The sequence below is a fragment of the Streptomyces cinerochromogenes genome (assembly GCF_014648635.1).
In the GTDB taxonomy this organism is placed as follows: Bacteria; Actinomycetota; Actinomycetes; order Streptomycetales; family Streptomycetaceae; genus Streptomyces; species Streptomyces cinerochromogenes.
On sequence record NZ_BMRM01000012.1, the window covers coordinates 29,078 to 52,029 of the forward strand.

Below are 22,952 nucleotides of genomic sequence, written 5' to 3' on the forward strand. Positions count from 1 at the left end.
GCAGGTCAGAAGGGCAACGCCGGTCAGCCGGGGAGGCCGGCCGGGCTGCCGCCGTTGGCCTCGTAACCGGCCACCGCCAGCGCGCGGGCCACGGCGAACTCCGCGGCCGGGTCGGTGAACAGGGTCCACGGCAGCGCCCCCACGTGACCGTCGACGTGTATCAGCTGCTCCATGGCCTCCGCCCAGCGCTCGGCGCGGACCAGGAAGAACACCAGCAGATGCCGGACGTGCGGGAGCACCGGGTCGTCGGGGCGGGCCCCGCGGACCGCGTGCAGCGCGCCGTGGATCGCCCGGGTGATGACCTCGCTCTGCCAGAAGCTCCTGACCGTGGTCACCTCCGGGAGGTGCTCGAACACCGCGAACAGCGGCAGCGCGGCGAGCAGCGAGCCCTCCGGGGCGCGGGCGGCGGCGGTCTCGGCGAAGGAGTACGCCTGCTCGCGCGAGCCGTGCCACTTCTCGCACCAGTAGTGCAGGGCGGCGAGGTGGGCGCCCATGTGCTGCGGGGCGCGGTCGATGATCTTCAGCCACAGCTGCTCGAACTCGGCCCGCGGGTAGGCCAGTCCGCGCGCGACGGACAGCTCCGTGACGTACGGCACCGGATCGCCGGGGGCCAGCAGCGCCGCCTGCGCGCAGGCCTCCCGCGCCTCCTCCATGATGATCCGGAAGTCCTCCGTGCCCGGTGTCGCCGTCCGCCAGGCCTGCTGCACCAGGAACTCCGCGTGGACGGCGGCACCGCCCGCGTCCTTGGGCTGCTCGGCCCGCCACACCCGCAGCCACTGGCCGCCCGGCGTCTCGTGCATCCCGCCGGGCCGCTGCCGCAGTTCCAGCGAGGCGGCGCCGGCGAAGGCCTGCACCCGCTGCCAGCGCAGCTCGCCCTCGGACTCGGTGCCGGCCAGCAGCTGGGCCGCGGCCCGGTAGTCCCGGGTGCGCTGCACCAGCTCCAGGACCGCCAGCAGGTCCTGGTCCGGGCCGGGCAGGCGCACGTCCAGCTCCTCCTGGCGCACGAAGCCGTAGTCCGCCGGGTCGGCGGCGTCCGGGTGTCCCGGGAGGACCTGCTGGATCACCCCGCGCCTGCGCCGCATGACCGGGAGCAGCACGAGGCTCAGCATGAGCAGCGCCATCAGCAGCCAGAGAATCGCCATGCCCCAAGCGAACCAGACGCCGCCGACACTTGGCGAACCCCGCCCCGCGCCTGTGGAAAACTCCCGACTGGACCATGACAACGCCGGGCAGCGGCACGGGCGGGCTGGAGAGCGACGTGCGGCGCCGGGAGGGCAGCGGGCGGCACCGGAGGGGACAAGGCGGGGCAGAACGGGCTTGGCGGGCGTCGGGAGCGGGCCGGGCGGACTACGCTCGGTGCACATGAGCGACAGGCATATCAGTCAGCACTTCGAGACCCTCGCGATCCACGCGGGCAACACCGCGGATCCCCTCACCGGCGCGGTCGTACCGCCGATCTACCAGGTGTCGACCTACAAGCAGGACGGCGTCGGCGGACTGCGCGGCGGCTACGAGTACAGCCGCAGCGCCAACCCCACCCGCACCGCCCTGGAGGAGAACCTCGCCGCGCTGGAGGGCGGTCGCCGCGGCCTCGCCTTCGCGTCCGGCCTGGCGGCCGAGGACACCCTGCTGCGTACGCTCCTCAGCCCCGGCGACCACGTGGTGATCCCGAACGACGCCTACGGCGGCACCTTCCGGCTCTTCGCCAAGGTCGCCACCCGCTGGGGCGTGGAGTGGTCGGTCGCCGACACCAGCGACCCTGCCGCCGTCCGTGCCGCGATCACCCCGAAGACCAAGGCGGTCTGGGTGGAGACCCCCTCCAACCCGCTGCTCGGCATCACCGACATCGCCGCCGTCGCGACGGTCGCCCACGACGCGGGCGCGAAGCTCGTCGTGGACAACACCTTCGCCACCCCCTACCTCCAGCAGCCGCTCTCGCTCGGCGCCGACGTCGTCGTGCACTCCCTGACGAAGTACATGGGCGGCCACTCGGACGTGGTCGGCGGTGCGCTGATCGTCTCCGACCCGGCCCTCGGCGAGGAACTGGCCTACCACCAGAACGCGATGGGCGCCGTCGCCGGCCCCTTCGACTCCTGGCTGGTGCTGCGCGGCACCAAGACCCTCGCGGTGCGCATGGACCGGCACAGCGAGAACGCCGCGAAGATCGCCGACATGCTGACCCGGCACCCCAAGGTGAGCAGCGTGTGCTACCCCGGGCTGCCCGAGCACCCCGGCCACGACATCGCCGTCAAGCAGATGAAGGCGTTCGGCGGCATGGTGTCGTTCCGCGTCGAGGGCGGCGAGCAGGCCGCGATCGACGTGTGCAACCGCGCACAGGTCTTCACCCTCGGCGAGTCCCTCGGCGGTGTGGAGTCCCTCATCGAGCACCCCGGCCGGATGACGCACGCCTCCGTGGCCGGCTCCGCCCTGGAGGTCCCGGCCGACCTGGTCCGCCTGTCCGTCGGCATCGAGAACGTCGACGACCTGCTGGAGGACCTGCAGCAGGCCCTCGGCTGACGGCCCGGCGTCACCAGCCGGTGAGCGGCGGAGTCGTCTGCGCGGGCGGCTCCGCCCACGGCTGCGCCTCGGCCGCCCACACCGTGAACGCGACGGCCGCGGCGAACGCCAGCAGCCACAGCACACGGCGGACGAGCTGCCGCTGCCGCAGCAGACGGTCCCCGCGGCGCACCGCCTCCCCGTACAGGTCCGGCGGCAGGACCGCGCCGCCCCGCTCCATGATCCGCCGCACGGCGGCCTCCCGCTCACCCCGGTTCATCCCGGCCTCCCCGGCCGTCGGCGGCGTTCATGACGGTGCCACCTCCGTGTTCGCCGTGCGCGGGGCCGCCGGGCGGTCCGGGTGCAGCACCGAGGCCGTCGCCCGGTCGCAGAGGGCGTGGACGCGTTCCGCGGGCAGGCCGAGCAGTGCCGCCGTCTGTTCCTCGGCCACACCCTCGTACAACCGCAGGACGAGGACGAGCCGTTCCCGCGGTGTGAGCGCGGCGAGCGGACTGCGCGGGTCCGGCCGGGCCCGGCCGAGGACGCCGTACCGGTGCCAGGTGGTGCGGGCGAAGCGGGTGGCGAGGTACTGGCGGGCGCAGTCGTACGGGTCCTCGCCGCGCAGCCGGTCCCAGCGGGCGTAGGTGTGCGCGAGCGCGAGCGTCAGCAGGCGCCGCGCGCGCGGGCTGGCGTCCGGCGCCTCCGCGGTGAGCAGCACGGCGGCGTGCAGCAGGCGCCCGGCCGCGCCCGCGACGAACGCCTCGAACTCCCGGGCCCGGCGGGCATCACGGGCCACTTGCCGATCGCGCACCACGCCTCCCCCTGACGGGGTCCTGGTCGGGACCCGGTCTCATATGAGGCCAGCGGCGGCCCGGGGTCAAGAGGTGCGGACGCCTGCGGTGGGGTGTGCGCTCAGGAGACCGGCGGCTGCTCCGCCGCCGCGACGCCCTGCACCGACATCCGGGTGGAGAGCGCGACATTGAAGCGAGTGAGGAGCGTGCAGAACTGCTCGCGCTCCTCCGGCGCCCAGTCGTGTGTCAGCTCGGCCATGAGCTGACGCCGGGACGAGCGCACCTCCTCCAGCCGGGCGGCGCCCCGCGGCGACAGCTGGAGCACCACCGCGCGCCCGTCCTCCGGGTGCGAGGTGCGCTTGACGAGCCCGGTGTCGACCAGCGGCGCCACCTGGCGGGTGACCGTGGAGGAGTCGATGCCCATGCTGGCGGCGAGCGCCTTGACCCCCATCGGGCCTTCGTTGTCCAGGCGGTTGAGCAGCAGGTACGCAGCGCGGTCCATGGAGTTGCGCACCTGTCCGACGCCGCCGAGCCGCGTCTGTTCGGCGCGGCGGGCGAACACCGCCACCTCGTGCTGGAGGGTGTCGAGGAGACCGGTGTCACCGACGGTCGTCATGTCCATCGACATTTCAGGTGTTGTGGGCATGGCCGGAGGCTCGCTTCATGAAGGGCTGCTGGTTGGGGGACAGGGTACGCGGCCCGGCGCCGGGCCGTACCGGCGCTGCGCAAACCGGTCTCGCTGCTTGGTCACACCCGTCGTGCGCAAACGTGAACTGCGATGCTGGAGTCATGAGCTACCGCACGGCCGACTCCTTGCGCTCCGTCACCCTGGACGACGTGCGCGGCGCCCAGAAGATGCTCTCGGGCGTGGCCCGCGTGACCGCGATGGAGGGCAGTCGGCACCTGACCCAGCTGGTGGGCGCGCCGGTGCACCTGAAGTGCGAGAACCTCCAGCGGACCGGCTCGTTCAAGCTGCGCGGCGCCTACGTGCGGATCGCCGGGCTGCTGCCGGAGGAGCGGGCGGCCGGCGTGGTGGCCGCGAGCGCCGGCAACCACGCGCAGGGCGTGGCGCTGGCCTCCTCGCTGCTGGGTGTGCACTCCACGGTGTTCATGCCCAAGGGCGCGCCCCTGCCGAAGATCAGCGCGACCCGGGACTACGGCGCCGAGGTGCGCCTGCACGGCCAGGTGGTCGACGAGACGCTGGCCGCCGCCCAGGAGTACGCGGCCGAGACCGGCGCGGTCTTCATCCACCCCTTCGACCACCCGGACGTGATCGCCGGCCAGGGCACGGTCGGCCTGGAGATCCTGGAGCAGTGCCCGGAGGTCCGCACGGTCGTCGTCGGCATGGGCGGTGGCGGACTCGCGGCCGGTATCGCGGTGGCGGTGAAGGCGCTCAGGCCGGACGTCCGGATCATCGGCGTCCAGGCGGAGGGCGCCGCCTGCTACCCGCCCTCGCTGGCCGCCGGGCGCCCGGTGTCCCTGCGGAACCCGGCGACGATGGCCGACGGCATCAAGGTGGGGCGGCCCGGCGCGGTGCCGTTCGGGATCGTCGGCGAACTGGTGGACGAGGTGCGCACGGTCAGCGAGGACCAGCTGTCCGCGGCGCTGCTGCTCTGCCTGGAGCGGGCCAAGCTGGTCGTGGAGCCGGCCGGGGCCAGCCCGGTCGCCGCACTGCTGGCGGCGCCGGACACCTTCGAGGGCCCGGTCGTCGCGGTGCTCTCCGGCGGCAACGTCGACCCGGTGCTGATGCAGCGGGTGCTGCGGCACGGCATGGCCGCCCAGGGCCGCTACCTGGCCGTACGGCTGCGGCTGACGGACCGGCCGGGCGCGCTCGCCACGCTCCTCGGGGTGCTGTCGGCGGTCGACGCCAACGTCCTGGACGTCAGCCACGTCCGCACCGATCCCAGGCTCGGGCTGAGCGAGGCCGAGGTGGAGCTGCACCTGGAGACGAAGGGCCCGGTCCACTGCACCGAGGTCGGCCAGGCCCTGCGCGACGCCGGCTACACCGTCACCGACTGAGCCGGCGGCACCGCACCCGGACCCGTTCGCCGGTCATGACGAAGCCCCCGGACGCCCTGAGGGCGCCGGGGGCCGGAAGCGCGGCCGAAGCGGGCCGGGGCCGGAAGCGGGCCGCGGACCTGGCTCAGGCCGTGTACGGCTTGGCCTCCAGGATCCGCACCGAGGCCTTCTTGCCGTTCGGCAGCTCGTACTCCGCGTCCTCGCCGACCTTGTGGCCGATGACGCCCGCGCCGAGCGGGGACTGCGGGGAGTACGTCTCGATGTCGGCGCTCGCGTACTCGCGCGAGGCGAGCAGGAACGTCAGCGTGTCGTCCTCGTCACCGTCGAAGGCGATCGTGACGACCATGCCGGGGGCGACGGCACCGTCCGCGGCGGGCGCCTCGCCGACCTTGGCGTTCTCGAGGAGCTGGGTCAGCTGGCGCACGCGCAGCTCCTGCTTGCCCTGCTCCTCCTTGGCCGCGTGGTACCCGCCGTTCTCGCGCAGGTCGCCCTCCTCGCGCGCAGCCGCGATCTTGGCGGCGATCTCCGTGCGCGCAGGACCAGTAAGGTACTCAAGCTCTTCCTTGAGCTTGTCGTACGCCTCCTGGGTCAGCCAGGTGACGTTCTCGCTGGTCTGGGTCACAGGGTGCTCCTCGTCGGTACTGGGGATACAAAGCATCGCCCTACCCAGAAGAATGTTCCCTCTCGGGTGGGCGAAACCACGAGCCTAACAATTCAACGGCCCAAGGGGGAGGACATAAGCCACCAGAATTACATCAACGCAGGTCAGCGCCTACGCATTCCGGGTGAACCCGGGAGGTGTCACCCCCGGCCCGCACCGCACCTCAGTCGGTGTGGCAGCCCAGCAGCTCGGCCGTCGTCCCCTTGGCCGTCGTACGCAGCGTGACCACCTTGTCGATCCGCGTGGCCTGCCCGGAGAAGCGGAAGTCGGCCCGGCCCACCTCGGCGCCGTCGGCCGCCTGGGACCGCACGGTGCAGTAGCCCGAGGCGCCGGCGTCCTTGTGGACCTCCAGGTGCACCCGGACGGCGTCGTCGGACGCCTCGAAGGAGATGACCGCGGCGCTGATCTCGCTCTTCGCGACGTAGTGGTAGAAGAAGAAGCCGATCAGCGCGAGCAGGGCCGCGCCCAGCACCGCGCCGGCGATCCTGAGCCTGCGGTCGGCGCGCCGGTCCGAGGAACGGCCGTAGCGGCCCTCGGGCAGCCGCGTGCTCGCGGTACTCATGATCGTCCTCTCCGCGGAATTATTCGCCCCCCGATTCGGTCACTATAGAAGCCGCCCGCCCGCCACCCGACCACCGCCCCGCCACGACGTCCCTCCGGGACGACGCCGGTTTCATCGCAACCCGGAGGCACGGGGGCGCCGACTTACTGAGGATTGAGTCTTGACTGACCAGTTGCGACTGATGGCTGTTCACGCGCACCCCGACGACGAGTCGAGCAAGGGCGCGGCCACCATGGCGAAGTACGTGTCCGAGGGGGTGGACGTGCTGGTGGTGACCTGCACCGGCGGAGAGCGCGGATCCATCCTCAACCCGAAGCTGCAGGGCGACACCTACATCGAGGAGCACATCCACGAGGTCCGCCGCAAGGAGATGGACGAGGCCCGGGAGATCCTCGGCGTCAAGCAGGAGTGGCTCGGCTTCGTCGACTCCGGCCTGCCGGAGGGCGACCCGCTGCCGCCGCTGCCCGAGGGCTGCTTCGCCCTGGAGGACGTCGACAAGGCGGCCGGCGAGCTGGTGAAGCAGATCCGCTCCTTCCGTCCGCAGGTGATCACCACCTACGACGAGAACGGCGGCTACCCGCACCCCGACCACATCATGACCCACAAGATCTCCATGGTGGCGTTCGAGGGCGCGGCGGACACCGAGAAGTACCCCGAGGCCGAGTTCGGCCCCGCCTACCAGCCGCTGAAGCTCTACTACAACCAGGGCTTCAACCGCCCCCGCACCGAGGCGCTGCACCAGGCGATGCTCGACCGCGGCCTGGAGTCGCCGTACGGCGAATGGCTCAAGCGGTGGAACGAGATGGAGCGCACCGAGCGCACCCTGACCACGCACATCCCCTGCGCGGACTTCTTCGAGATCCGCGACAAGGCGCTGATCGCGCACGCCACCCAGATCGACCCGGACGGCGGCTGGTTCAAGGTGCCGCTGGAACTCCAGCGGGAGGTCTGGCCCACCGAGGAGTACGAGCTGGCGAAGTCTCTCGTGGACACCTCCATCCCCGAGGACGACCTCTTCGCGGGCATCCGGGACAATGCCTGACATGAGCGCAAGCGTGAGCCTCGCAGTGACGCACCTGGTCCCCCTCGCCAAGGAGGTCGACCAGAACAAGGTCACCCCCGGAGTCCTCGGCTTCATCGTCTTCGCGGTGATGGCCCTGGCCGTGTGGGGCCTGATGAAGTCGATGAGCAAGCACATGCAGAAGGTCGACTTCAAGGAGGCCCCGGACACCGAGGGCGAGAAGGCCGGGCAGAAGGCCGGCCCCTCGGCCCAGCGGGGCTGACCCGCGGCGGGTCAGCCCCCCGCCGGCACCGCCACCCCCATCACCTCCCGGGCGTGGCGGTCCGGAGTCATGCGCAGACGCCAGGCCTGCCAGCCGGCCTCCAGCTGGACGCCCCGCTCCAGCAGCAGGGCGTACGCCGGCACGTAGTCGCCCAGCTTCTCGTCCCGCAGCGGATGCGTGGCACGGGCCAGCTGGGCCAGCTCCTCCTGTGCGACCGCCGTGCCCACCTCCACCCCGCCCGGCGCCGCGTACGGCAGCAGGGTGCAGCGCAGGAAGCGGGCCCAGTCCTCGCCGCGCCGGTCGCCGTACGACGAGAACAGGGTGAGCGCCTCGTCGCACAGCGTCAGCGCCTGCTGCGTGCGCGCGTTGCCCGCGTCCACCACCGCCAGCTCCAGGCAGGTCCAGGCCTCGCCATGGGCGACGCCGATCCGCTGGAAGTCGGCCCGCGCGTCGACCAGGAGCTGACGGGCGAACCCCGAGTTGCGCAGCGATCCGGTCTGCGCGGCCCGCTGGTCCCGGGTCGCCCGCGCCGAGTGGTGCCGGGCGCAGGCCAGGCCGTAGACGTCCCGCATCCGGGAGAACATCGTCCGGGACCGCTCCAGCTCGCGCACCGCCTGGTCCAGCTCGCCGGTCTCCTCCAGCGCCTGCCCCAGGTAGTACAGCGTCCACGCCTCCCCGCGCGCGTCCTCGTTGTCCCGGTGCCGGGTCACCGCCCGGCGCAGCCCCTCCACGGCCGCCGGGGCGTCGCCGGCCACCAGCCGGGCCCGGGCCAGCTGGGTCAGCGCCCAGGCCTCACCGCGGGCGTCCTGCGTCCTGCCGTACCGCTCCAGGGCCGCCCGCAGCTCCGTCTCCGCGCGCGGTACGTCCCCCAGCCGCAGCGCCAGCTGCCCCAGCTGGAAGTGGGCCCAGGCCTCGCCGTGCACCGAGCCGCCCTCGCGGTGCAGGACCAGGGAGCGGGTGAGCAGGTCCAGCGCCTCCGCCAGCCGCGCCCGGTCCCGCTGCACGGCCGCCAGCGCGTGCATCGTCCACGCCCGGTCCGTCGCCAGCTCCGGCGCCTGCTGCAGGTCCAGCGACTCCTGGAGCCTGGCCGCGGCCTCGGTGAGGTTGCCCTGGTGGTGCAGCGTGATCCCGAGCGAGGTCAGGGCGCGGGCCGCACCCGCCTCGTGATGGGCCTCCCGGTACAGGTCCACCACCGAGGCCAGCGTGGTACGCGCCTTGTCCAGCTCGCCCAGCTGCCGGGCCGCGATACCGGTACGCCACTGCACCGAGCGCACCAGCAGGCCCTGGTCCACCGACTGCGCCAGCTCGCTGATCTCACCCAGCCGGTACAGGTCCCCGCGCAGCAGGCAGTAGTCGCACAGCGCGCCCAGCAGGTTCAGCACCGCCGCCTGGTCCACGCCCTCGGCGTGCCGCAGGGCCGCCGTGATGAAGCTGGACTCGTCGTCCAGCCAGCGCAGCGCCTCGTCGAGCGAGGGGAAGCCGTGCGAGCCGAACTGGTTCGACCGTGTCGACATGTTCCCGTCGACCAGGCGCAGCACCGCGTCGGCCAGCTCGGCGTAGTTCACGATCAGCCGTTCCTGCGCCGCCGCCCGCTCGGCCGGGTCCTCCTCGTCCAGCAGGCGGGCGTGCGCGAAGGCCCGCACCAGGTCGTGCAGCCGGTACCGGCTGCCGCGTACGTGGTCGATCAGGCCCGCCCGGGCGAGCGCCACCAGATGCCGGGTGGCCTCGGCCTCGTCGGTGGAGAGCAGCGCGGCCGCCGCGGCCGCGCCCAGCGACGCCCGGCCCGCCAGCGCGAGCCTCCGCAGCAGCCGGCGGGTGGGCTCCGGCTGGTCGGAGTAGCGCAGCCACAGCGCCCGCTCCACCGGCTCCACCGGGCCGTACGCTCCCAGGTCCGCGGCCAGCTGCCGGGGCGAGCGCGGGCCCAGCGCGGAGCCCGCGACCCGCAACGCCAGCGGCAGCCCCCCGCACAGCTCACGGACCTGCTCGGCCGACTCCGCGTCGTACGGCCCCGACGCGTCCTGTGCCGCCGCGCCCAGCAGCTCCTCGGCGCCCGCCGCGTCCAGCGCCGGCACCGGCAGCTCGTGCACCCAGGCCGGCAGGTCGGCGGGCAGGTCGAGCGGGGCCCGTGCGGTGACCAGGACCAGGCTGTCGGACCGCTCCGGCACCAGGACGCGCACCTGCTCCGGGTCCGAGGCGTCGTCCAGCACGATCGTGACCGGCAGCCCGGTCAGATGCCGGTGGTACAGCTCGCCGAGCCGCTTGAGCTGCTGGTCGGGGGAGGACCGCTCCCGGAACAGCAGCTGCTCGCGGGGTGCGCCCAGCCGGTTGAGCAGGTGCAGCAGCGCGTCCCGGGTGGACAGCGGCGCCTCGTCCCGGCTGCCGCCGCGCAGATCGACCACGACCGCGCCCCGGAAGTGGTCCCGCAGCTCGTGCGCCGCGCGCACCGCGAGGGTGGTCCGGCCGGAGCCGGGCTCGCCGTGCAGCACGACCACCGTCGGCCGCGTCTCGGTGGCCGCACGGGCCGCCTGCGCCCACTGCCTGATCCGTCCCAGCTCCGCCCGACGCCCCGCGAAGAGGCCGTCGGCCGCCGGGAGCTGGCCGAACGACTGCTCCAGCACCGAACGCCTGCGGGCCGCCGCGCTCTTGTCCGCACCGCGCAGCGCCGGGCCGCCGCCGGTCTTCTTCGCGCCCGTGGAGGCGCTGAGGACCCGCTGCTGGTCGAGGAACGGGCGGATGCCCCGCACCTCCAGCGCCGTCAGCCACTGGAGCCGCAGCTGCTCCGGGCCGCCGGGCTGGCCGGCCGCGCCCGCGCGGTGGTGGGCGGCGGGCAGATGCGCACCGGCCACCTTCACCACCGTGGCCGCGGCGCCCACCACGGCGGCGGTGGCACCCGCACCGAGGGCCGTACCGGTACCGGTGCCCAGGGACAGGTCGGCCACGGCGGCGGCGACGGCGGCAACGGCCGCCACCAGCAGGGCCGTTCCGGCCCCCGCACGCGCGTACCGCTGGCCGAAGGTCAGCCGGCCGGCCTCCGCCTCGTCCAGCGCGCGGACGTAGGTCTCGTACTCCTCGCCGGCCGCCCCCGCCATCGCCTCCAGCGCACCGCGCGCCCGTGACAGCAGCACCTGGCCGTCGACCCGCCCGCCCGACCGCCGCACCTCCTCCTCGACGGCCCGCACCAGCAACCGCTCGGCTTCCGCCCGATGACCGTCCCGCATGTCCCGTCCCCCTCCGGCGGCAACTCCGTTGCCTACGAGTGTCCTTCGGGGGAGGCGGGAGCGCGAGGGGGTGACGACCCGGGGGATGTGGGGGAAGTGTGCCGGGACCGCGCCCATGGGGACTCCACGCGTCCGGCCCCCTTCGCCAGGGCCAGCGCCACGCACACCCCCGCCACCGCCCCCTCCGCCACCGCGCAGGCGAGGGCCTGGAGGAGGGCGGTGGTCGTGTGGGCGGTGGTGATGTCGAACCAGGCGTCCAGGACCGCGACGCTGGCCGTCGCCGAGGCGGTGAGGCGGGAGCGGGGGTCGCCACGCAGGCCCAGGACGGCCGTGGCGGCGCAGCCGGCCGCCAGGAGGACGTCCAGGCCGATCCAGGCCAGGGACCAGTGGTGCACCCGGGTGCTGCCGGGCAGGGTCACGGCCAGCACCGCCATCCACGGCACCAGCAGGACCGCTGCCGCTCCCAGCAGGATCAGCGTCCACTTCCTCGTCCCCTTCACCCCGGGCCCCCTCATCGCCGTCACGAACCGCCGCGTACCCAACCCGACTGCCCCCACCGTAGACTGCAGAGAAAACTCTGCAAAGAAAATTCGGCGGATCTCAGGGATGTCTCAGGGTGGCTCAGGGATGTCAGGGGTGCGCGCGTTACCGTGAGCCCATGACCGACGGCCTGCCCGAGATGACCAGCCTGGAGCGCACCGCTCTCTACAAGTCCCTCGGCAATCCGCTGCGCCGCCGAATCCTCGACTACCTCGGCCGGCACGGCGAGGCGAACTCGACCGTGCTCGCCCGCGAACTCGGCGAGAGTTCCGGTACCACCAGCTACCACCTGCGCAAACTCGCCGAGCAGCGGCTCATCGAGGAGATCCCGGAGAAGTCCGGCGGGCGGGAGCGGTGGTGGCGGGTACTGCCCTTCCGGCACACCACGCCCGACCCGGCCACCATGGCCCCGGAGGAGTACACGGCGGCCGTCGAGCTGGCCCACCTGAAGATCGAGTTCGACACCGCGCTGTACCGCCGGGCCCATCTGGAGTACCGGGGTCCCGAGGGCTGGGCGCAGGTGCAGCGTCACGGCGCCTGGATGACCAGGGAGGAACTGCTCGCCTTCATGCGGGAGTACCACGCCCTGCTGGAGCGGTACAGCCACGCGCGTGACGAGGCGCCGGACGGGGCGCGCTCGGTCCTCATGCGCTTCTACGCCGTCCCCGAACTCGCGGACGAGCGGGTGGACGAGAAGAGCCGGCAGGCGGTCCTGCGGCAGGATGGGGTTCATGGCGAACCGACTGGCCCATGAGACGTCCCCGTACCTGCTCCAGCACGCGGACAACCCCGTCGACTGGTGGCCGTGGTCCGGTGAGGCCTTCGAGGAGGCCCGCAGGACCGGGCGGCCCGTGCTGCTGAGCGTCGGATACAGCAGCTGTCACTGGTGCCATGTCATGGCGCACGAGTCCTTCGAGGACCAGGCCACCGCCGACTACCTCAACGAGCACTTCGTCAGCGTCAAGGTCGACCGCGAGGAGCGGCCGGACGTGGACGCCGTCTACATGGAGGCCGTACAGGCCGCCACCGGACAGGGCGGCTGGCCCATGACCGTCTTCCTCACCCCGGATGCCGAGCCGTTCTACTTCGGCACCTACTTCCCGCCCGCCCCCCGGCACGGCATGCCGTCCTTCCGGCAGGTGCTGGAAGGGGTGCAGCAGGCCTGGACCACCCGTCACGACGAGGTCGCCGAGGTCGCCGGGAAGATCGTCCGGGACCTGTCCCAGCGGGAGATGGTCCGGCATGCCGCCGAGGCGCCCGGTGAGGCGGAACTCGTGCAGGCGCTGCTCGGGCTCACCCGTGAGTACGACCCGCAGCGCGGCGGATTCGGCGGCGCGCCGAAGTTCCCGCCGTCCATGGTGCTGGAGTTCCTGCTGCGGCACCACGCGCGAACCGGTGCCGAGGGCGCCCTCCAGATGGCGCAGGACACCTGCGAGCGGATGGCCCGGGGCGGGATCTACGACCAGCTCGGCGGCGGGTTCGCCCGGTACTCCGTCGACCGTGACTGGATCGTGCCCCATTTCGAGAAGATGCTGTACGACAACGCCCTTCTGTGCCGGGTGTACGCCCACCTGTGGCGGGCCACGGGGTCGGATCTCGCCCGGCGGGTCGCGCTGGAGACGGCCGACTTCCTCGTGCGGGAACTGCGCACGGCGGAAGGAGGGTTCGCCTCCGCGCTCGATGCCGACAGCGACGACGGCAGCGGGCGGCACGTGGAGGGGGCGTACTACGTCTGGACGCCCGCACAGCTTCGGGAGGTGCTCGGCGACGACGCCGAACTCGCCGCCCAGTACTTCGGCGTGACCGAGGAGGGCACCTTCGAGCACGGGCAGTCCGTCCTCCAGCTCCCGCAGACGGAAGGTGTGTTCGACGCCGAGAAGGTCGCGTCCGTCAGGCAGAGGCTGCTCGACGCGCGCACGCGGCGGCCCGCGCCCGGCCGGGACGACAAGGTCGTCGCCGCCTGGAACGGACTCGCCGTCGCCGCGCTCGCCGAGACCGGTGCCTACTTCGACCGGCCCGACCTGACCGAGGCCGCCCTCGGCGCCGCCGACCTGCTCGTCCGCGTCCACCTGGACGAACATGCCCGGCTCGCCCGCACCAGCAAGGACGGCCGGGTCGGCCCCAACGCCGGTGTGCTGGAGGACTACGCCGACGTCGCCGAGGGCTTCCTCGCGCTCGCCTCGGTGACCGGCGAGGGCGTCTGGCTCGACTTCGCCGGACTCCTCCTCGACCAGGTCCTCGCCCGCTTCACCGACCCCGCGACCGGCGCGCTGTACGACACCGCGTCCGACGCCGAGCCGCTCATCCGCCGCCCCCAGGACCCCACCGACAACGCCGTACCCTCCGGCTGGACCGCCGCGGCGGGAGCGCTGCTGGGCTATGCCGCCCACACCGGCTCCGAGACCCACCGGACCGCCGCCGAGCGGGCGCTCGGGGTCGTGAAGACGCTCGGACCGCGGGTGCCCCGGTTCATCGGGTGGGGGCTCGCCGTCGCCGAGGCGCTGCACGACGGGCCGCGCGAGGTGGCGGTCGTCGGACCCGCCCCGACCGACGGGCGGACGGCCGCCCTGCACCGTACGGCGCTGCTGGGCACCGCCCCGGGCGCCGTCGTCGCCTGCGGCACTCCGGACAGCGACGAGTTCCCGCTGCTCGCCGACCGCGCCCTCATCGACGGCGCCCCCGCCGCGTACGTCTGCCGGGGCTTCGTCTGCGACCTGCCGACCACGGACCCGGCGGCCCTGAGGACACGGCTGGCCAGGCCCTGACCGGGCCCCCGGCCGCGACGGGGACGGCACCGCCTGCGGGAAGGGGGACGTCAGGCGTAGCTGAGGATCAGCGCGGCCAGCAGCAGCTGGGCGCCCCACTGGACCAGTACGGCCCCGACCCTGGCGCCCGCCCACCGGGTTCGGGGCCACGCCAGCACGGCCGCACCGGCCACGAGCGAGGTCCAGAAACTGCCGTACAGCAGCTGGTCGGGCACCGGGGAGCAGTCCTGGCCGTAGGCGAGGCACCTGCCGGCCCGCTCGCTGGTGAAGGCCACGAGCGCGCAGAAGACCACCACCGGCAGGAGCAGCCCGAGCCCCCACCCCGCTGCCACGCGGACGTCGTCCCGCACCCGGTCGTCGGTCGTCCGAGCCGTGTTCATGCCCCCAGCAAACCCGCGGGCCGGGTCCTGCGGATCGGCCGGCGTACTCAACCGCCCTGGGTACGCATGCTCAGTGCCCGTTCCACGACCGCCTCCAGCTGGTCGTGGTGGGCGCCCTTCCAGTAGGCCCGGCCGCAGTCCGTGCACTGGGCGAAGACGTCGTACGAGCGCTGGGTGCCGTCCTTGAGCTGGTCGGCGACCTCCGCCTTGGTGGCCTCCTTCAGCAGGCCGTTGCAGGCGGTGCAGCGGGTCCAGGGGCACAGGTCGGGGGCGAAGCGGTCGAGGACGTCCTGGAGCTGGTCGTCGGGGCGGGTGCTGTAGACGAAGGCGCCGGCCCACAGTTCCCGGCGGCGCAGCAGGCCCCGGTCCCGGCTGAGCATGACCCGCTTCTCGGCCGCGGAGCGGGCGGCGAGCGCCGGGTCGCCGATGTCCGTCGACTCGTACGCCGTGTCCACGCCGAGGAGGCGCAGCCGGCGGGCCAGCGTGCCGAGGTGGACGTCGAGGAGGAAGCGGAGCGGTGCGCCGGGCACCCGCTGGGGCCGCTCCACCGGCCGGACGGCGACGCGCTCGGCCGGTCCCGGGATGTGCGAGGGCGGGACCGTGCGGCCGTCGACGACCAGCGCGCCGACCTCGGTGAGGGGGACCCCGAGGGACTCGATGACGTGCCCGAGCGTGGAGACGCCGTCGGTGACGAGCGTCCGGCGCGGCTCGCGCGGGACGAACAGGGACAGCTCGGGGGCGAACTCGACGTGGATCTCGGGACCGTTCACCCGGTCAGGATGCCACGGGAGCGGGCCGTGGCCTCAGGGTTTTCCGGCGGGGAGGCCGTGCTCCAGGACGTCGAGGGCGCGGTCCAGCAGGGCGCGCAGGTCGTCCGTGAAGCCGTTCTCCGCCCAGGACATGGTGGCCTCCATGAGGCCGGCGACGAGGGCCGTCGCGCAGACGCGCACTTCCAGGCCGTCCGGGGCGAGGGCGAAGCGCTCGGCGAGGGCCGTCCGGAGCAGGCGCCCGGTCTCCGACATGCTCTCGATCATCCGGGAGCGGACGGCGGGGACCTGGACCGCGAGGTGCGCCCGCATCCGGGCCACCTCCGCGTCCTCCGCCATCATCGCGTCGATGGCCCTGTGCATCACGTGCCGCACCGAGTCCGTCCACGGCTCCGCCGCGGGCCGGGCGCGCAACTCCTCCAGCATCAGGGGGTCGTACTCGTCCGTGAGGACGATGTCCTCCTTGGTCGGGAAGTACCGGAAGACGGTCGACGGCGACACCTCGGCCCGGTCGGCGATCTGCTCGATCGTCGTGGCGTCGTACCCCTGTTCCCTGATCAGCGCGTAGGTCGCGACGCGGATCGCCTCGCGGGTCTTGATCTTCTTGCGTTCACGCAGTCCCGGCTGGGGGCGGTCGGCGGAGGAGAGGGGGGAACGTGCGGCCGTCATGCCGGTCATTGTCCGGCATCCGCCGTGACCGGGACCACGGGCCGAGGGTCCTCCCCTTCCGTCCCGGCGGCGATCGCAAAGTGCTACGGAAGCGGCCACGGCTCGGGTGAGCCGTGGCCGCGGAGAGCGGGTCGGGCGGGGTCACGCGTGCTGGTACGCCACCAGCGAGATCCCGACGTAGTGGACGGCGAACGCGGCGAGGGTGAAGGAGTGGAAGACCTCGTGGAAGCCGAACCAGCGCGGTGACGGGTTCGGGCGCTTGATGCCGTAGATCACGCCGCCGGCGCTGTAGAGCAGGCCGCCGACGACCACCAGGACCAGGACGGCGACGCCGCCGGTGCGCAGGAAGTCCGGCAGGAAGAAGACCGCCGCCCAGCCCATCGCGATGTAGCAGGGCGTGTAGAGCCAGCGCGGGGCGCCGACCCAGAAGACGCGGAAGACGATGCCCGCCGCGGCGGCGGCCCAGATCCCCCACAGCAGCCACCGGCCCTTCCCGCCGGGCAGGAGCAGCAGGGCCAGCGGGGTGTAGGTGCCCGCGATGATCAGGAAGATGTTGGCGTGGTCCAGGCGGCGCAGCACGCCGTCCATGCGCGGGCTCCAGTTGCCCCGGTGGTACAGCGCGCTGACGCCGAACAGCAGGCAGGCCGTCAGGGCGTAGATCCCGCAGGCGACGCGGCCTCTGGTCGAGTCGGCGAGGGCGGTGAGCACGAGGCCCGCGATGAGTACGGCCGGAAACATGCCGAGGTGCAGCCAGCCGCGGAGCCTCGGCTTGACCGGATGCGGCAGGGAGAGCGCGACGGGACCGCGGCCGGCGGCCGGCGTGTCCGTGGGCGCGTCGGGAACGGGCGCAGTCATGCGCCGCATGGTACCGACGTCGCCGTGAGTCGTTCATTAGCGCACGGTGATTTACCGCGTCCCGGGCCGCTCGGGCAAAAAGTCCTTCACCTGAACCCAACGTGGACGCAAAGAGTCGAGGAAATCGTGTGATTCCTCACGCCGCTCACCTGTGATGCCCCCTGGACAGATGGGCACTAGACTCGGATGATCAAATGAGTGCGGTCGGCACCGGATGAGCGGGCTACGAAGCATCCGGGTCGCGGCCCCCACGGGGCGGACAAACACAAAAACCCTCACTTAGGAGCAATCGTGGCGCGCGACATCGCGGCTCCCACCGTCGTCCCCACCAACCACCAGGAACTGATCTCGTGGGTCAACGAGATCGCCGAACTGACGCAGCCGGACAGCGTGGTCTGGTGTGACGGCTCCGAGGCCGAGTACGAGCGGCTGTGCGAGGAACTGGTCGCCAAGGGAACGTTCAAGAAGCTCGACCCGGTCAAGCGCCCCCACTCCTACTACGCCGCCTCCGATCCGACCGACGTCGCGCGCGTCGAGGACCGGACCTTCATCTGCTCCGAGAAGGAGGAGGACGCCGGCCCGACCAACCACTGGAAGGCCCCCGCCGAGATGCGGGAGATCTTCGCCGGCGAGAAGGGCCTGTTCCGCGGCTCCATGCGGGGCCGCACCATGTACGTCGTCCCCTTCTGCATGGGCCCCCTCGGCTCCCCGCTCGCGGCGCTGGGCGTGGAGATCACCGACTCCGCGTACGTCGCCGTCTCCATGCGCACCATGACGCGCATGGGCCAGGCCGTCCTGGACGAGCTGGGCGACGACGGCTTCTTCGTCAAGGCCGTCCACACCCTCGGCGCCCCGCTGGAGGAAGGCCAGGAGGACGTCCCCTGGCCCTGCAACTCCACCAAGTACATCTCGCACTTCCCCGAGTCCCGCGAGATCTGGTCCTACGGCTCCGGCTACGGCGGCAACGCCCTGCTCGGCAAGAAGTGCTACGCCCTGCGCATCGCCTCGGTCATGGCCCGGGACGAGGGCTGGCTGGCCGAGCACATGCTCGTCCTGAAGCTGACCCCGCCGCAGGGCGAGTCCAAGTACGTCGCCGCCGCCTTCCCCTCCGCCTGCGGCAAGACCAACCTCGCCATGCTGGAGCCCACGATCTCCGGCTGGACCGTGGAGACCATCGGCGACGACATCGCCTGGATGCGGTTCGGGGAGGACGGCCGCCTCTACGCGATCAACCCCGAGGCCGGCTTCTTCGGTGTCGCGCCCGGCACCGGTGAGCACACCAACGCCAACGCGATGAAGACCCTGTGGGGCAACGCGGTCTTCACCAACGTCGCGCTCACCGACGACGGCGACGTGTGGTGGGAGGGCATGACCGAGGAGCCCCCGGCCCACCTGACCGACTGGAAGGGCAACGACTGGACGCCGGCCTCCGGGACGCCGGCCGCCCACCCCAACGCCCGCTTCACCGTGCCGGCCTCGCAGTGCCCGATCATCGCGCCCGAGTGGGAGGACCCCAAGGGCGTGCCGATCTCCGCGATCCTCTTCGGCGGCCGCCGCGCCAGCGCCGTCCCGCTGGTGACGGAGTCCTTCGACTGGAACCACGGTGTCTTCCTCGGCGCCAACGTCGCCTCCGAGAAGACCGCCGCCGCCGAGGGCAAGGTCGGCGAGCTGCGCCGCGACCCCTTCGCGATGCTGCCGTTCTGCGGCTACAACATGGGCGACTACATGGCCCACTGGATCGACGTCGCCAAGGACAAGGACCAGTCCAAGCTGCCGAAGATCTACTACGTCAACTGGTTCCGCAAGAACGACGAGGGCAAGTTCGTCTGGCCCGGCTTCGGCGAGAACTCCCGCGTCCTGAAGTGGATCGTGGAGCGGCTGGAGGGCAGGGCCGAGGGCGTCGAGACCCCGATCGGCATCCTGCCGACGAAGGAGGCGCTGGACACGAACGGCCTCGAACTGGCCGAGTCCGACCTGGACTTCCTGCTCACCGTCGACAAGGAGATCTGGCGCGAGGAGGCCGCCCTGGTCCCCGAGCACCTCAACACCTTCGGTGACCACACCCCGAAGGAGCTGTGGGACCAGTACCGGGCGCTGGTGGAGCGCCTGGGCTGACCGGTCCCGCCGCAAGACCCCACGGCCGGCCAGGATGTGCCCTGACCAGCGATCGTCACGACCGGCCGTGGAACACCCCGGGAAGGGCCCCGCACAACGGCGTGCGGGGCCCTTCCCGTGCGCGCCCCCTTGCTCACCGGATCTTCACAGCTGTTTCATGGCTGCACAGGTGTCTCACCGATGACGTGGGGCGCCGAACTCAGCCTGTGGGGGGCACAGTTGAATACAGCACAGCGATCCAGACGCCTCGCGGCCACGCTGCTCGCCGCCGCACTCGCCGGGACCGGACTCACCGTCGCCGTCGCGCCCGCGGCCCACGCGGCGGCGTCCGACGCCGTGGCCAAGCTGCCGATCTCGTCGTACTCCGGCCTGGCCGTCGACTCGGTGCACCGGCGCGTCTACATCGCCGACCAGCGCGACACCAACACCGACGGCACCGTGCTGGTCTACGACTTCCAGGGCCAGAAGGTCGGCACGCTCCCGCACGAGAACGCGGTCTCGGGCGTGGCGCTCAGCGACGACTCCGCGACGCTGTACGTGGGCGAGCGCGGCCGTGTCGTCGGCTACGACACCGGCACGCTCCAGCAGAGCGGCGCGTACGGCGCCGCCTACGACAGCTGCGGCCGGCAGCTGGCCTTCGCCGGGGGCACGGTGTGGAGCACGGACGCCTACGTCTACCAGGCCTACCAGTGCGCCACGGCCTCCACGGGCCTGGACATGCTCACCGGCGGCACGGTCGACCGGACCGGCTGGAACGACGTCGGCCGGCTCCAGCTGGCCCCGGGGGCCCGCGGCAAGAACCGTCTGCTCATGGGCCAGCCCAAGGAGAGCGGTGCCGCGAACCCGTTCCTCGCCTCGTTCGACGTCAGCGGCGCCACCCCGGTGCGGGAGGCTTCCCGCCGGTTCGCCGACGGCGACGGCAAGGGCGCCCTGGACCTGCAGGACATGGCGATGAGCCCGGACGGCGGCAAGGTCGCCGTGGCCGACGCGGGTGCGGGCACCCGGCTGCTGAACGCCGACCTGTCGGACGCGTCCGGACAGTACCGGGCGCTGCCCGCCGGAGCGACCGCCACCGCGGTCGCCTTCAGCGGCGACGGCACGTACATCGCCCGCGGTGCCCAGGCCCCCGGCAGCACGCCCGACCTGCTGGTGCAGAGCGCCGACCCGGCCGACGCCACACCGCCGCTGGAGTTCGCCTTCGAGGGCAGCCTCGACGGCAACGCGGTCGCCCCGCGGGGCCTGGCCTGGTCCCAGGACGGCTCCCGGCTCTTCGCGGTCACCCGGGGCGGCACCGGCCAGGAGTTCTGGCTGCACGTCATCCAGCCGCCGGCCGTCCAGTACGACACCCGCTTCGCCGGCGACCTCACCCACAGCCCCGCCGGGGCGGTGGCGGGCGAGCCGCTGGCCGTGCGCGGCCGGCTGGAGTGGGACGGGCCCGCGCCCGCCGAGCCGCTGAAGGTGAGCGCCGTCCGCAAGGACGCCACCGGCACCCACCAGCTCGGCACGGCGACCGTCAAGGACGACGGCACCTTCACCGTCCTGGACGAGCCCGGCCTGGTCGGCGAGGCCACCTACAGCGTGTCCTTCCTCGGCGACCTCACCCACCGCCCCGCCACCGACGTCACCCACACCGTGACCGTCGGCAAGGCGCCCAGCGCGATCGCGCTGACCGCACCGGACGAGGCCACGATGGGCGGCGGCGTCCACATCACCGGCACCTTCACCGCCCAGGGCAAGGCCCTGCCCGAGCGGGCCGTGCTCACCGTGAAGCGCACGGACCGGCTCGGCACCGGCACCCTGTCGTCGGTGACCGTCGCCGCCGACGGCACCTTCACCGTCGACGACCTGCCGCGCACCCGGCGCGAGGTGACCTACGCGGTCAGCTGGCCGGGCGACGACCTGCACACCGGCGCGACGGCGTCGGCCACGGTGTTCGTCAGGCGCTGAGCCCCGCCGCCGGCCGCTCGGCCCCCCTGCCCGGCAGCTCGGGCTGCCGGGCGGGCGGCCCGTGCCCGGTGGCCGGTGTGTGGCGCCCGGTCCGCGCGTCGCTGCGGGTGCACGCGGACCGGGGCCGTTCGAGGGGATCCCCGGAGGGATCAGCGGGCGGTGCTGTACGCCTTCGGCCCGGACAGTGCGGCGGTGTGCGCGTCCATCCGCTGGGCCGCGAGGATCGCCGCCGCCGTGTCGGCGCGCGACGCGGCGACCACGAGGGCGCGGCCGGCGAGGGTGTGCGCCCGCCGGTGCAGGGCGGCGGGGTCACCGGCCGGGGCCGGCGCCGCACGCAGCGGCGTACGTCCTCCCCGCAGCCTGGACACCTGTGCCGCGAGGCGCTCCGCCGCCGTGTCCAGGTCGGCGGACGGACTCAGGGCCCGCAGCTCGTCGGTGACCGCGAGCAGCGCGGCGAGGTGTCCGGCGAGCTGGATGTCCAGCTCCTCCTCGCGCGAGCGGTGCGGGAAGTCGGAGGGGGTGCCGGCCATCGTGCTGTGGACCGACTTGGTGCGGATCGGTTCGTACATGGGTGATGGCCTCCTGTGCTCTGACAGGAAGCCATCCTAGCTTGGATTTCGTCTAAAGTTGAGTCGGGTCACGGAACGAGGTCCGTCGACTACCGCTGGCTGTACCCGTCCAGGAAGTTCCCGATCCGGGTCACCGCGTCCCGCAGGTCCCCGACCGACGGCAGGGTCACCACGCGGAAGTGGTCCTGCTCGGGCCAGTTGAAGCCGGTGCCCTGGACGACCATGATCTTCTCCTGCCGCAGCAGGTCCAGGACCAGTTGCCGGTCGTCCCTGATCCGGTAGACCTCCGGGTCCAGCCGCGGGAACAGGTACAGCGCGCCCTTCGGCCGTACGCAGCTCACGCCCGGGATCTGGGTCAGCAGCTCGTACGCCGTGTCCATCTGCTCCTTCAGCCGCCCGCCCGGCAGCACCAGGTCCTTGATCGTCTGGCGCCCGCTGAGCGCGGCGACCACTCCGTGCTGCCCCGGCATGTTGGCGCACAGCCGCATGTTGGCCAGGATCGTCAGGCCCTCGATGTAGGAGTCGGCGTGCGCGCGGGGGCCGGAGATCGACATCCAGCCGACGCGGTAGCCGGCCACCCGGTAGGCCTTCGACATGCCGTTGAACGTCAGCGTCAGCAGGTCCGGCGCGACCGCGGCCGTCGGGGTGTGCGTGGCGCCGTCGTAGAGGATCTTGTCGTAGATCTCGTCGGAGCAGACCAGCAGGTTGTGCCGGCGGGCGATGTCGGTCAGCCCCCGCAGGACCGCCTCGTCGTACACCGCGCCCGTGGGGTTGTTCGGGTTGATGATGACGATCGCCTTGGTGCGGTCGGTCACCTTGCGCTCGATGTCGGCGAGGTCGGGCATCCAGTCCGACTGCTCGTCGCAGCGGTAGTGCACCGCCGTGCCGCCGGAGAGGGAGACGGCGGCCGTCCACAGGGGGTAGTCCGGGCTCGGAACGAGCACCTCGTCGCCGTCGTCCAGCAGGCCCTGCATCGCCATCACGATCAGCTCGGAGACGCCGTTGCCGACGAAGACGTGCTCGACGTCCGTCTCGATCCCGATGGTCTGGTTGTGCATCACGACCGCGCGGCGCGCGGCGAGCAGGCCCTTGGCGTCGCCGTAGCCGTGCGCGGTGGAGACGTTGCGGAGGATGTCCTCCAGGATCTCCGGGGGGCACTCGAAGCCGAAGGCGGCCGGGTTGCCGGTGTTGAGCTTGAGGATGCGGTGGCCCGCCGCCTCAAGCCGCATGGCCTCTTCGAGTACCGGGCCCCGGATCTCGTAACAGACGTTGGCGAGCTTGGTCGACTGGATCACCTGCATGTCCGTGAGCTTAC

General features: G+C 72.6%; 22 protein-coding genes. 8 read left to right on the plus strand and 14 right to left on the minus strand.

The features are described from left to right. Positions 1-23: 23 nt before the first annotated feature. Positions 24-1,142 carry a hypothetical protein gene (locus IEZ20_RS22980; protein WP_189301791.1) on the minus strand — a complete coding sequence of 373 codons (1,119 nt, stop codon included), beginning with the start codon at positions 1,140-1,142 and terminating at the stop codon, positions 24-26. Positions 1,143-1,362: 220 nt separating this feature from the next. Here IEZ20_RS22980 and IEZ20_RS22985 point away from each other — a divergent pair, with 220 nt between their 5' ends. After that, positions 1,363-2,517: a cystathionine gamma-synthase gene (locus tag IEZ20_RS22985; protein ID WP_189301793.1), complete on the plus strand. Its 1,155-nt coding sequence runs from the start codon at positions 1,363-1,365 to the stop codon at positions 2,515-2,517. A 10-nt stretch (positions 2,518-2,527) separates the two neighbouring features. On the opposite strand, the gene IEZ20_RS22990 is transcribed toward IEZ20_RS22985, so the two are convergent. From IEZ20_RS22990 to IEZ20_RS23000, 3 genes are all read right to left on the minus strand, one after another. Then, positions 2,528-2,776 (minus strand): hypothetical protein, encoded by a 249-nt coding sequence (locus tag IEZ20_RS22990; protein WP_189301795.1) that lies wholly within the window; start codon positions 2,774-2,776, stop codon positions 2,528-2,530. 27 nt (positions 2,777-2,803) lie between these two features. Beyond that, entirely contained in the window at positions 2,804-3,307 is a 504-nt protein-coding gene (locus tag IEZ20_RS22995) for a sigma factor-like helix-turn-helix DNA-binding protein (protein WP_189301797.1), read from the minus strand. Positions 3,308-3,408: 101 nt separating this feature from the next. After that, on the minus strand, positions 3,409-3,915 hold the full coding sequence (locus tag IEZ20_RS23000) for a MarR family winged helix-turn-helix transcriptional regulator (RefSeq protein WP_189302229.1): 507 nt from the start codon (positions 3,913-3,915) through the stop codon (positions 3,409-3,411). A gap of 161 nt (positions 3,916-4,076) precedes the next feature. On the opposite strand from IEZ20_RS23000, the gene ilvA reads away from it, so the two are divergent. Next, positions 4,077-5,306: a threonine ammonia-lyase gene (gene ilvA / locus IEZ20_RS23005; protein ID WP_189301799.1), complete on the plus strand. Its 1,230-nt coding sequence runs from the start codon at positions 4,077-4,079 to the stop codon at positions 5,304-5,306. A 124-nt stretch (positions 5,307-5,430) separates the two neighbouring features. On the opposite strand, the gene greA is transcribed toward ilvA, so the two are convergent. Both greA and IEZ20_RS23015 read right to left on the minus strand, forming a co-directional pair. Continuing rightward, entirely contained in the window at positions 5,431-5,928 is a 498-nt protein-coding gene (greA, locus tag IEZ20_RS23010) for a transcription elongation factor GreA (protein ID WP_189301801.1), read from the minus strand. Positions 5,929-6,130: 202 nt separating this feature from the next. Next, positions 6,131-6,529: a DUF4307 domain-containing protein gene (locus IEZ20_RS23015; protein WP_189301803.1), complete on the minus strand. Its 399-nt coding sequence runs from the start codon at positions 6,527-6,529 to the stop codon at positions 6,131-6,133. A 160-nt stretch (positions 6,530-6,689) separates the two neighbouring features. Between IEZ20_RS23015 and mca the strand changes: the two genes are divergently transcribed. Together mca and IEZ20_RS23025 are read left to right on the plus strand one after the other, a co-directional pair. Beyond that, positions 6,690-7,571, plus strand: a complete 882-nt coding sequence (mca, locus tag IEZ20_RS23020; protein ID WP_189301806.1) for a mycothiol conjugate amidase Mca — start codon at positions 6,690-6,692, stop codon at positions 7,569-7,571. Then, entirely contained in the window at positions 7,564-7,812 is a 249-nt protein-coding gene (locus tag IEZ20_RS23025; protein ID WP_189301808.1) for a hypothetical protein, read from the plus strand. The genes mca and IEZ20_RS23025 overlap by 8 nt, the downstream gene beginning before the upstream one ends. An 11-nt stretch (positions 7,813-7,823) precedes the next feature. On the opposite strand, the gene IEZ20_RS23030 is transcribed toward IEZ20_RS23025, so the two are convergent. Together IEZ20_RS23030 and IEZ20_RS23035 are read right to left on the minus strand one after the other, a co-directional pair. Next, positions 7,824-11,030 carry a tetratricopeptide repeat protein gene (locus IEZ20_RS23030; RefSeq protein ID WP_189301810.1) on the minus strand — a complete coding sequence of 1,069 codons (3,207 nt, stop codon included), beginning with the start codon at positions 11,028-11,030 and terminating at the stop codon, positions 7,824-7,826. A gap of 32 nt (positions 11,031-11,062) precedes the next feature. Then, positions 11,063-11,530: a hypothetical protein gene (locus IEZ20_RS23035; protein WP_189301812.1), complete on the minus strand. Its 468-nt coding sequence runs from the start codon at positions 11,528-11,530 to the stop codon at positions 11,063-11,065. A 158-nt stretch (positions 11,531-11,688) separates the two neighbouring features. On the opposite strand from IEZ20_RS23035, the gene IEZ20_RS23040 reads away from it, so the two are divergent. Further along, positions 11,689-12,324, plus strand: coding sequence for an ArsR/SmtB family transcription factor (locus IEZ20_RS23040; protein ID WP_189301814.1), 636 nt, complete (start codon positions 11,689-11,691; stop codon positions 12,322-12,324). Continuing rightward, entirely contained in the window at positions 12,302-14,335 is a 2,034-nt protein-coding gene (locus IEZ20_RS23045) for a thioredoxin domain-containing protein (protein WP_189301816.1), read from the plus strand. The genes IEZ20_RS23040 and IEZ20_RS23045 overlap by 23 nt, the downstream gene beginning before the upstream one ends. A 50-nt stretch (positions 14,336-14,385) precedes the next feature. Here the strand turns inward: IEZ20_RS23045 and IEZ20_RS23050 are convergent, their stop codons facing one another. From IEZ20_RS23050 to trhA, 4 genes are all read right to left on the minus strand, one after another. Then, entirely contained in the window at positions 14,386-14,715 is a 330-nt protein-coding gene (locus IEZ20_RS23050) for a hypothetical protein (protein ID WP_189301818.1), read from the minus strand. A 47-nt stretch (positions 14,716-14,762) separates the two neighbouring features. Further along, positions 14,763-15,485 carry a Mut7-C RNAse domain-containing protein gene (locus IEZ20_RS23055; protein WP_189301820.1) on the minus strand — a complete coding sequence of 241 codons (723 nt, stop codon included), beginning with the start codon at positions 15,483-15,485 and terminating at the stop codon, positions 14,763-14,765. A 33-nt stretch (positions 15,486-15,518) separates the two neighbouring features. Next, a complete protein-coding gene (locus tag IEZ20_RS23060) occupies positions 15,519-16,151 on the minus strand; it encodes a TetR/AcrR family transcriptional regulator (RefSeq protein WP_189301822.1) in 633 nt (210 codons plus the stop codon). Between the two features lie 141 nt (positions 16,152-16,292). Continuing rightward, entirely contained in the window at positions 16,293-17,006 is a 714-nt protein-coding gene (gene trhA, locus IEZ20_RS23065; RefSeq protein WP_189301824.1) for a PAQR family membrane homeostasis protein TrhA, read from the minus strand. A gap of 291 nt (positions 17,007-17,297) precedes the next feature. On the opposite strand from trhA, the gene IEZ20_RS23070 reads away from it, so the two are divergent. Beyond that, positions 17,298-19,121, plus strand: coding sequence for a phosphoenolpyruvate carboxykinase (GTP) (locus tag IEZ20_RS23070; RefSeq protein ID WP_189301826.1), 1,824 nt, complete (start codon positions 17,298-17,300; stop codon positions 19,119-19,121). A gap of 180 nt (positions 19,122-19,301) precedes the next feature. Further along, a complete protein-coding gene (locus IEZ20_RS23075) occupies positions 19,302-21,068 on the plus strand; it encodes a WD40 repeat domain-containing protein (RefSeq protein ID WP_229896218.1) in 1,767 nt (588 codons plus the stop codon). A gap of 149 nt (positions 21,069-21,217) precedes the next feature. Here the strand turns inward: IEZ20_RS23075 and IEZ20_RS23080 are convergent, their stop codons facing one another. Both IEZ20_RS23080 and IEZ20_RS23085 read right to left on the minus strand, forming a co-directional pair. Then, complete coding sequence (locus IEZ20_RS23080) at positions 21,218-21,637, minus strand: SCO4983 family protein (RefSeq protein ID WP_189301828.1); 420 nt, start codon at positions 21,635-21,637, stop codon at positions 21,218-21,220. A gap of 89 nt (positions 21,638-21,726) precedes the next feature. Beyond that, positions 21,727-22,938, minus strand: a complete 1,212-nt coding sequence (locus tag IEZ20_RS23085) for a pyridoxal phosphate-dependent aminotransferase (RefSeq protein WP_189301830.1) — start codon at positions 22,936-22,938, stop codon at positions 21,727-21,729. Positions 22,939-22,952 lie beyond the last annotated feature (14 nt).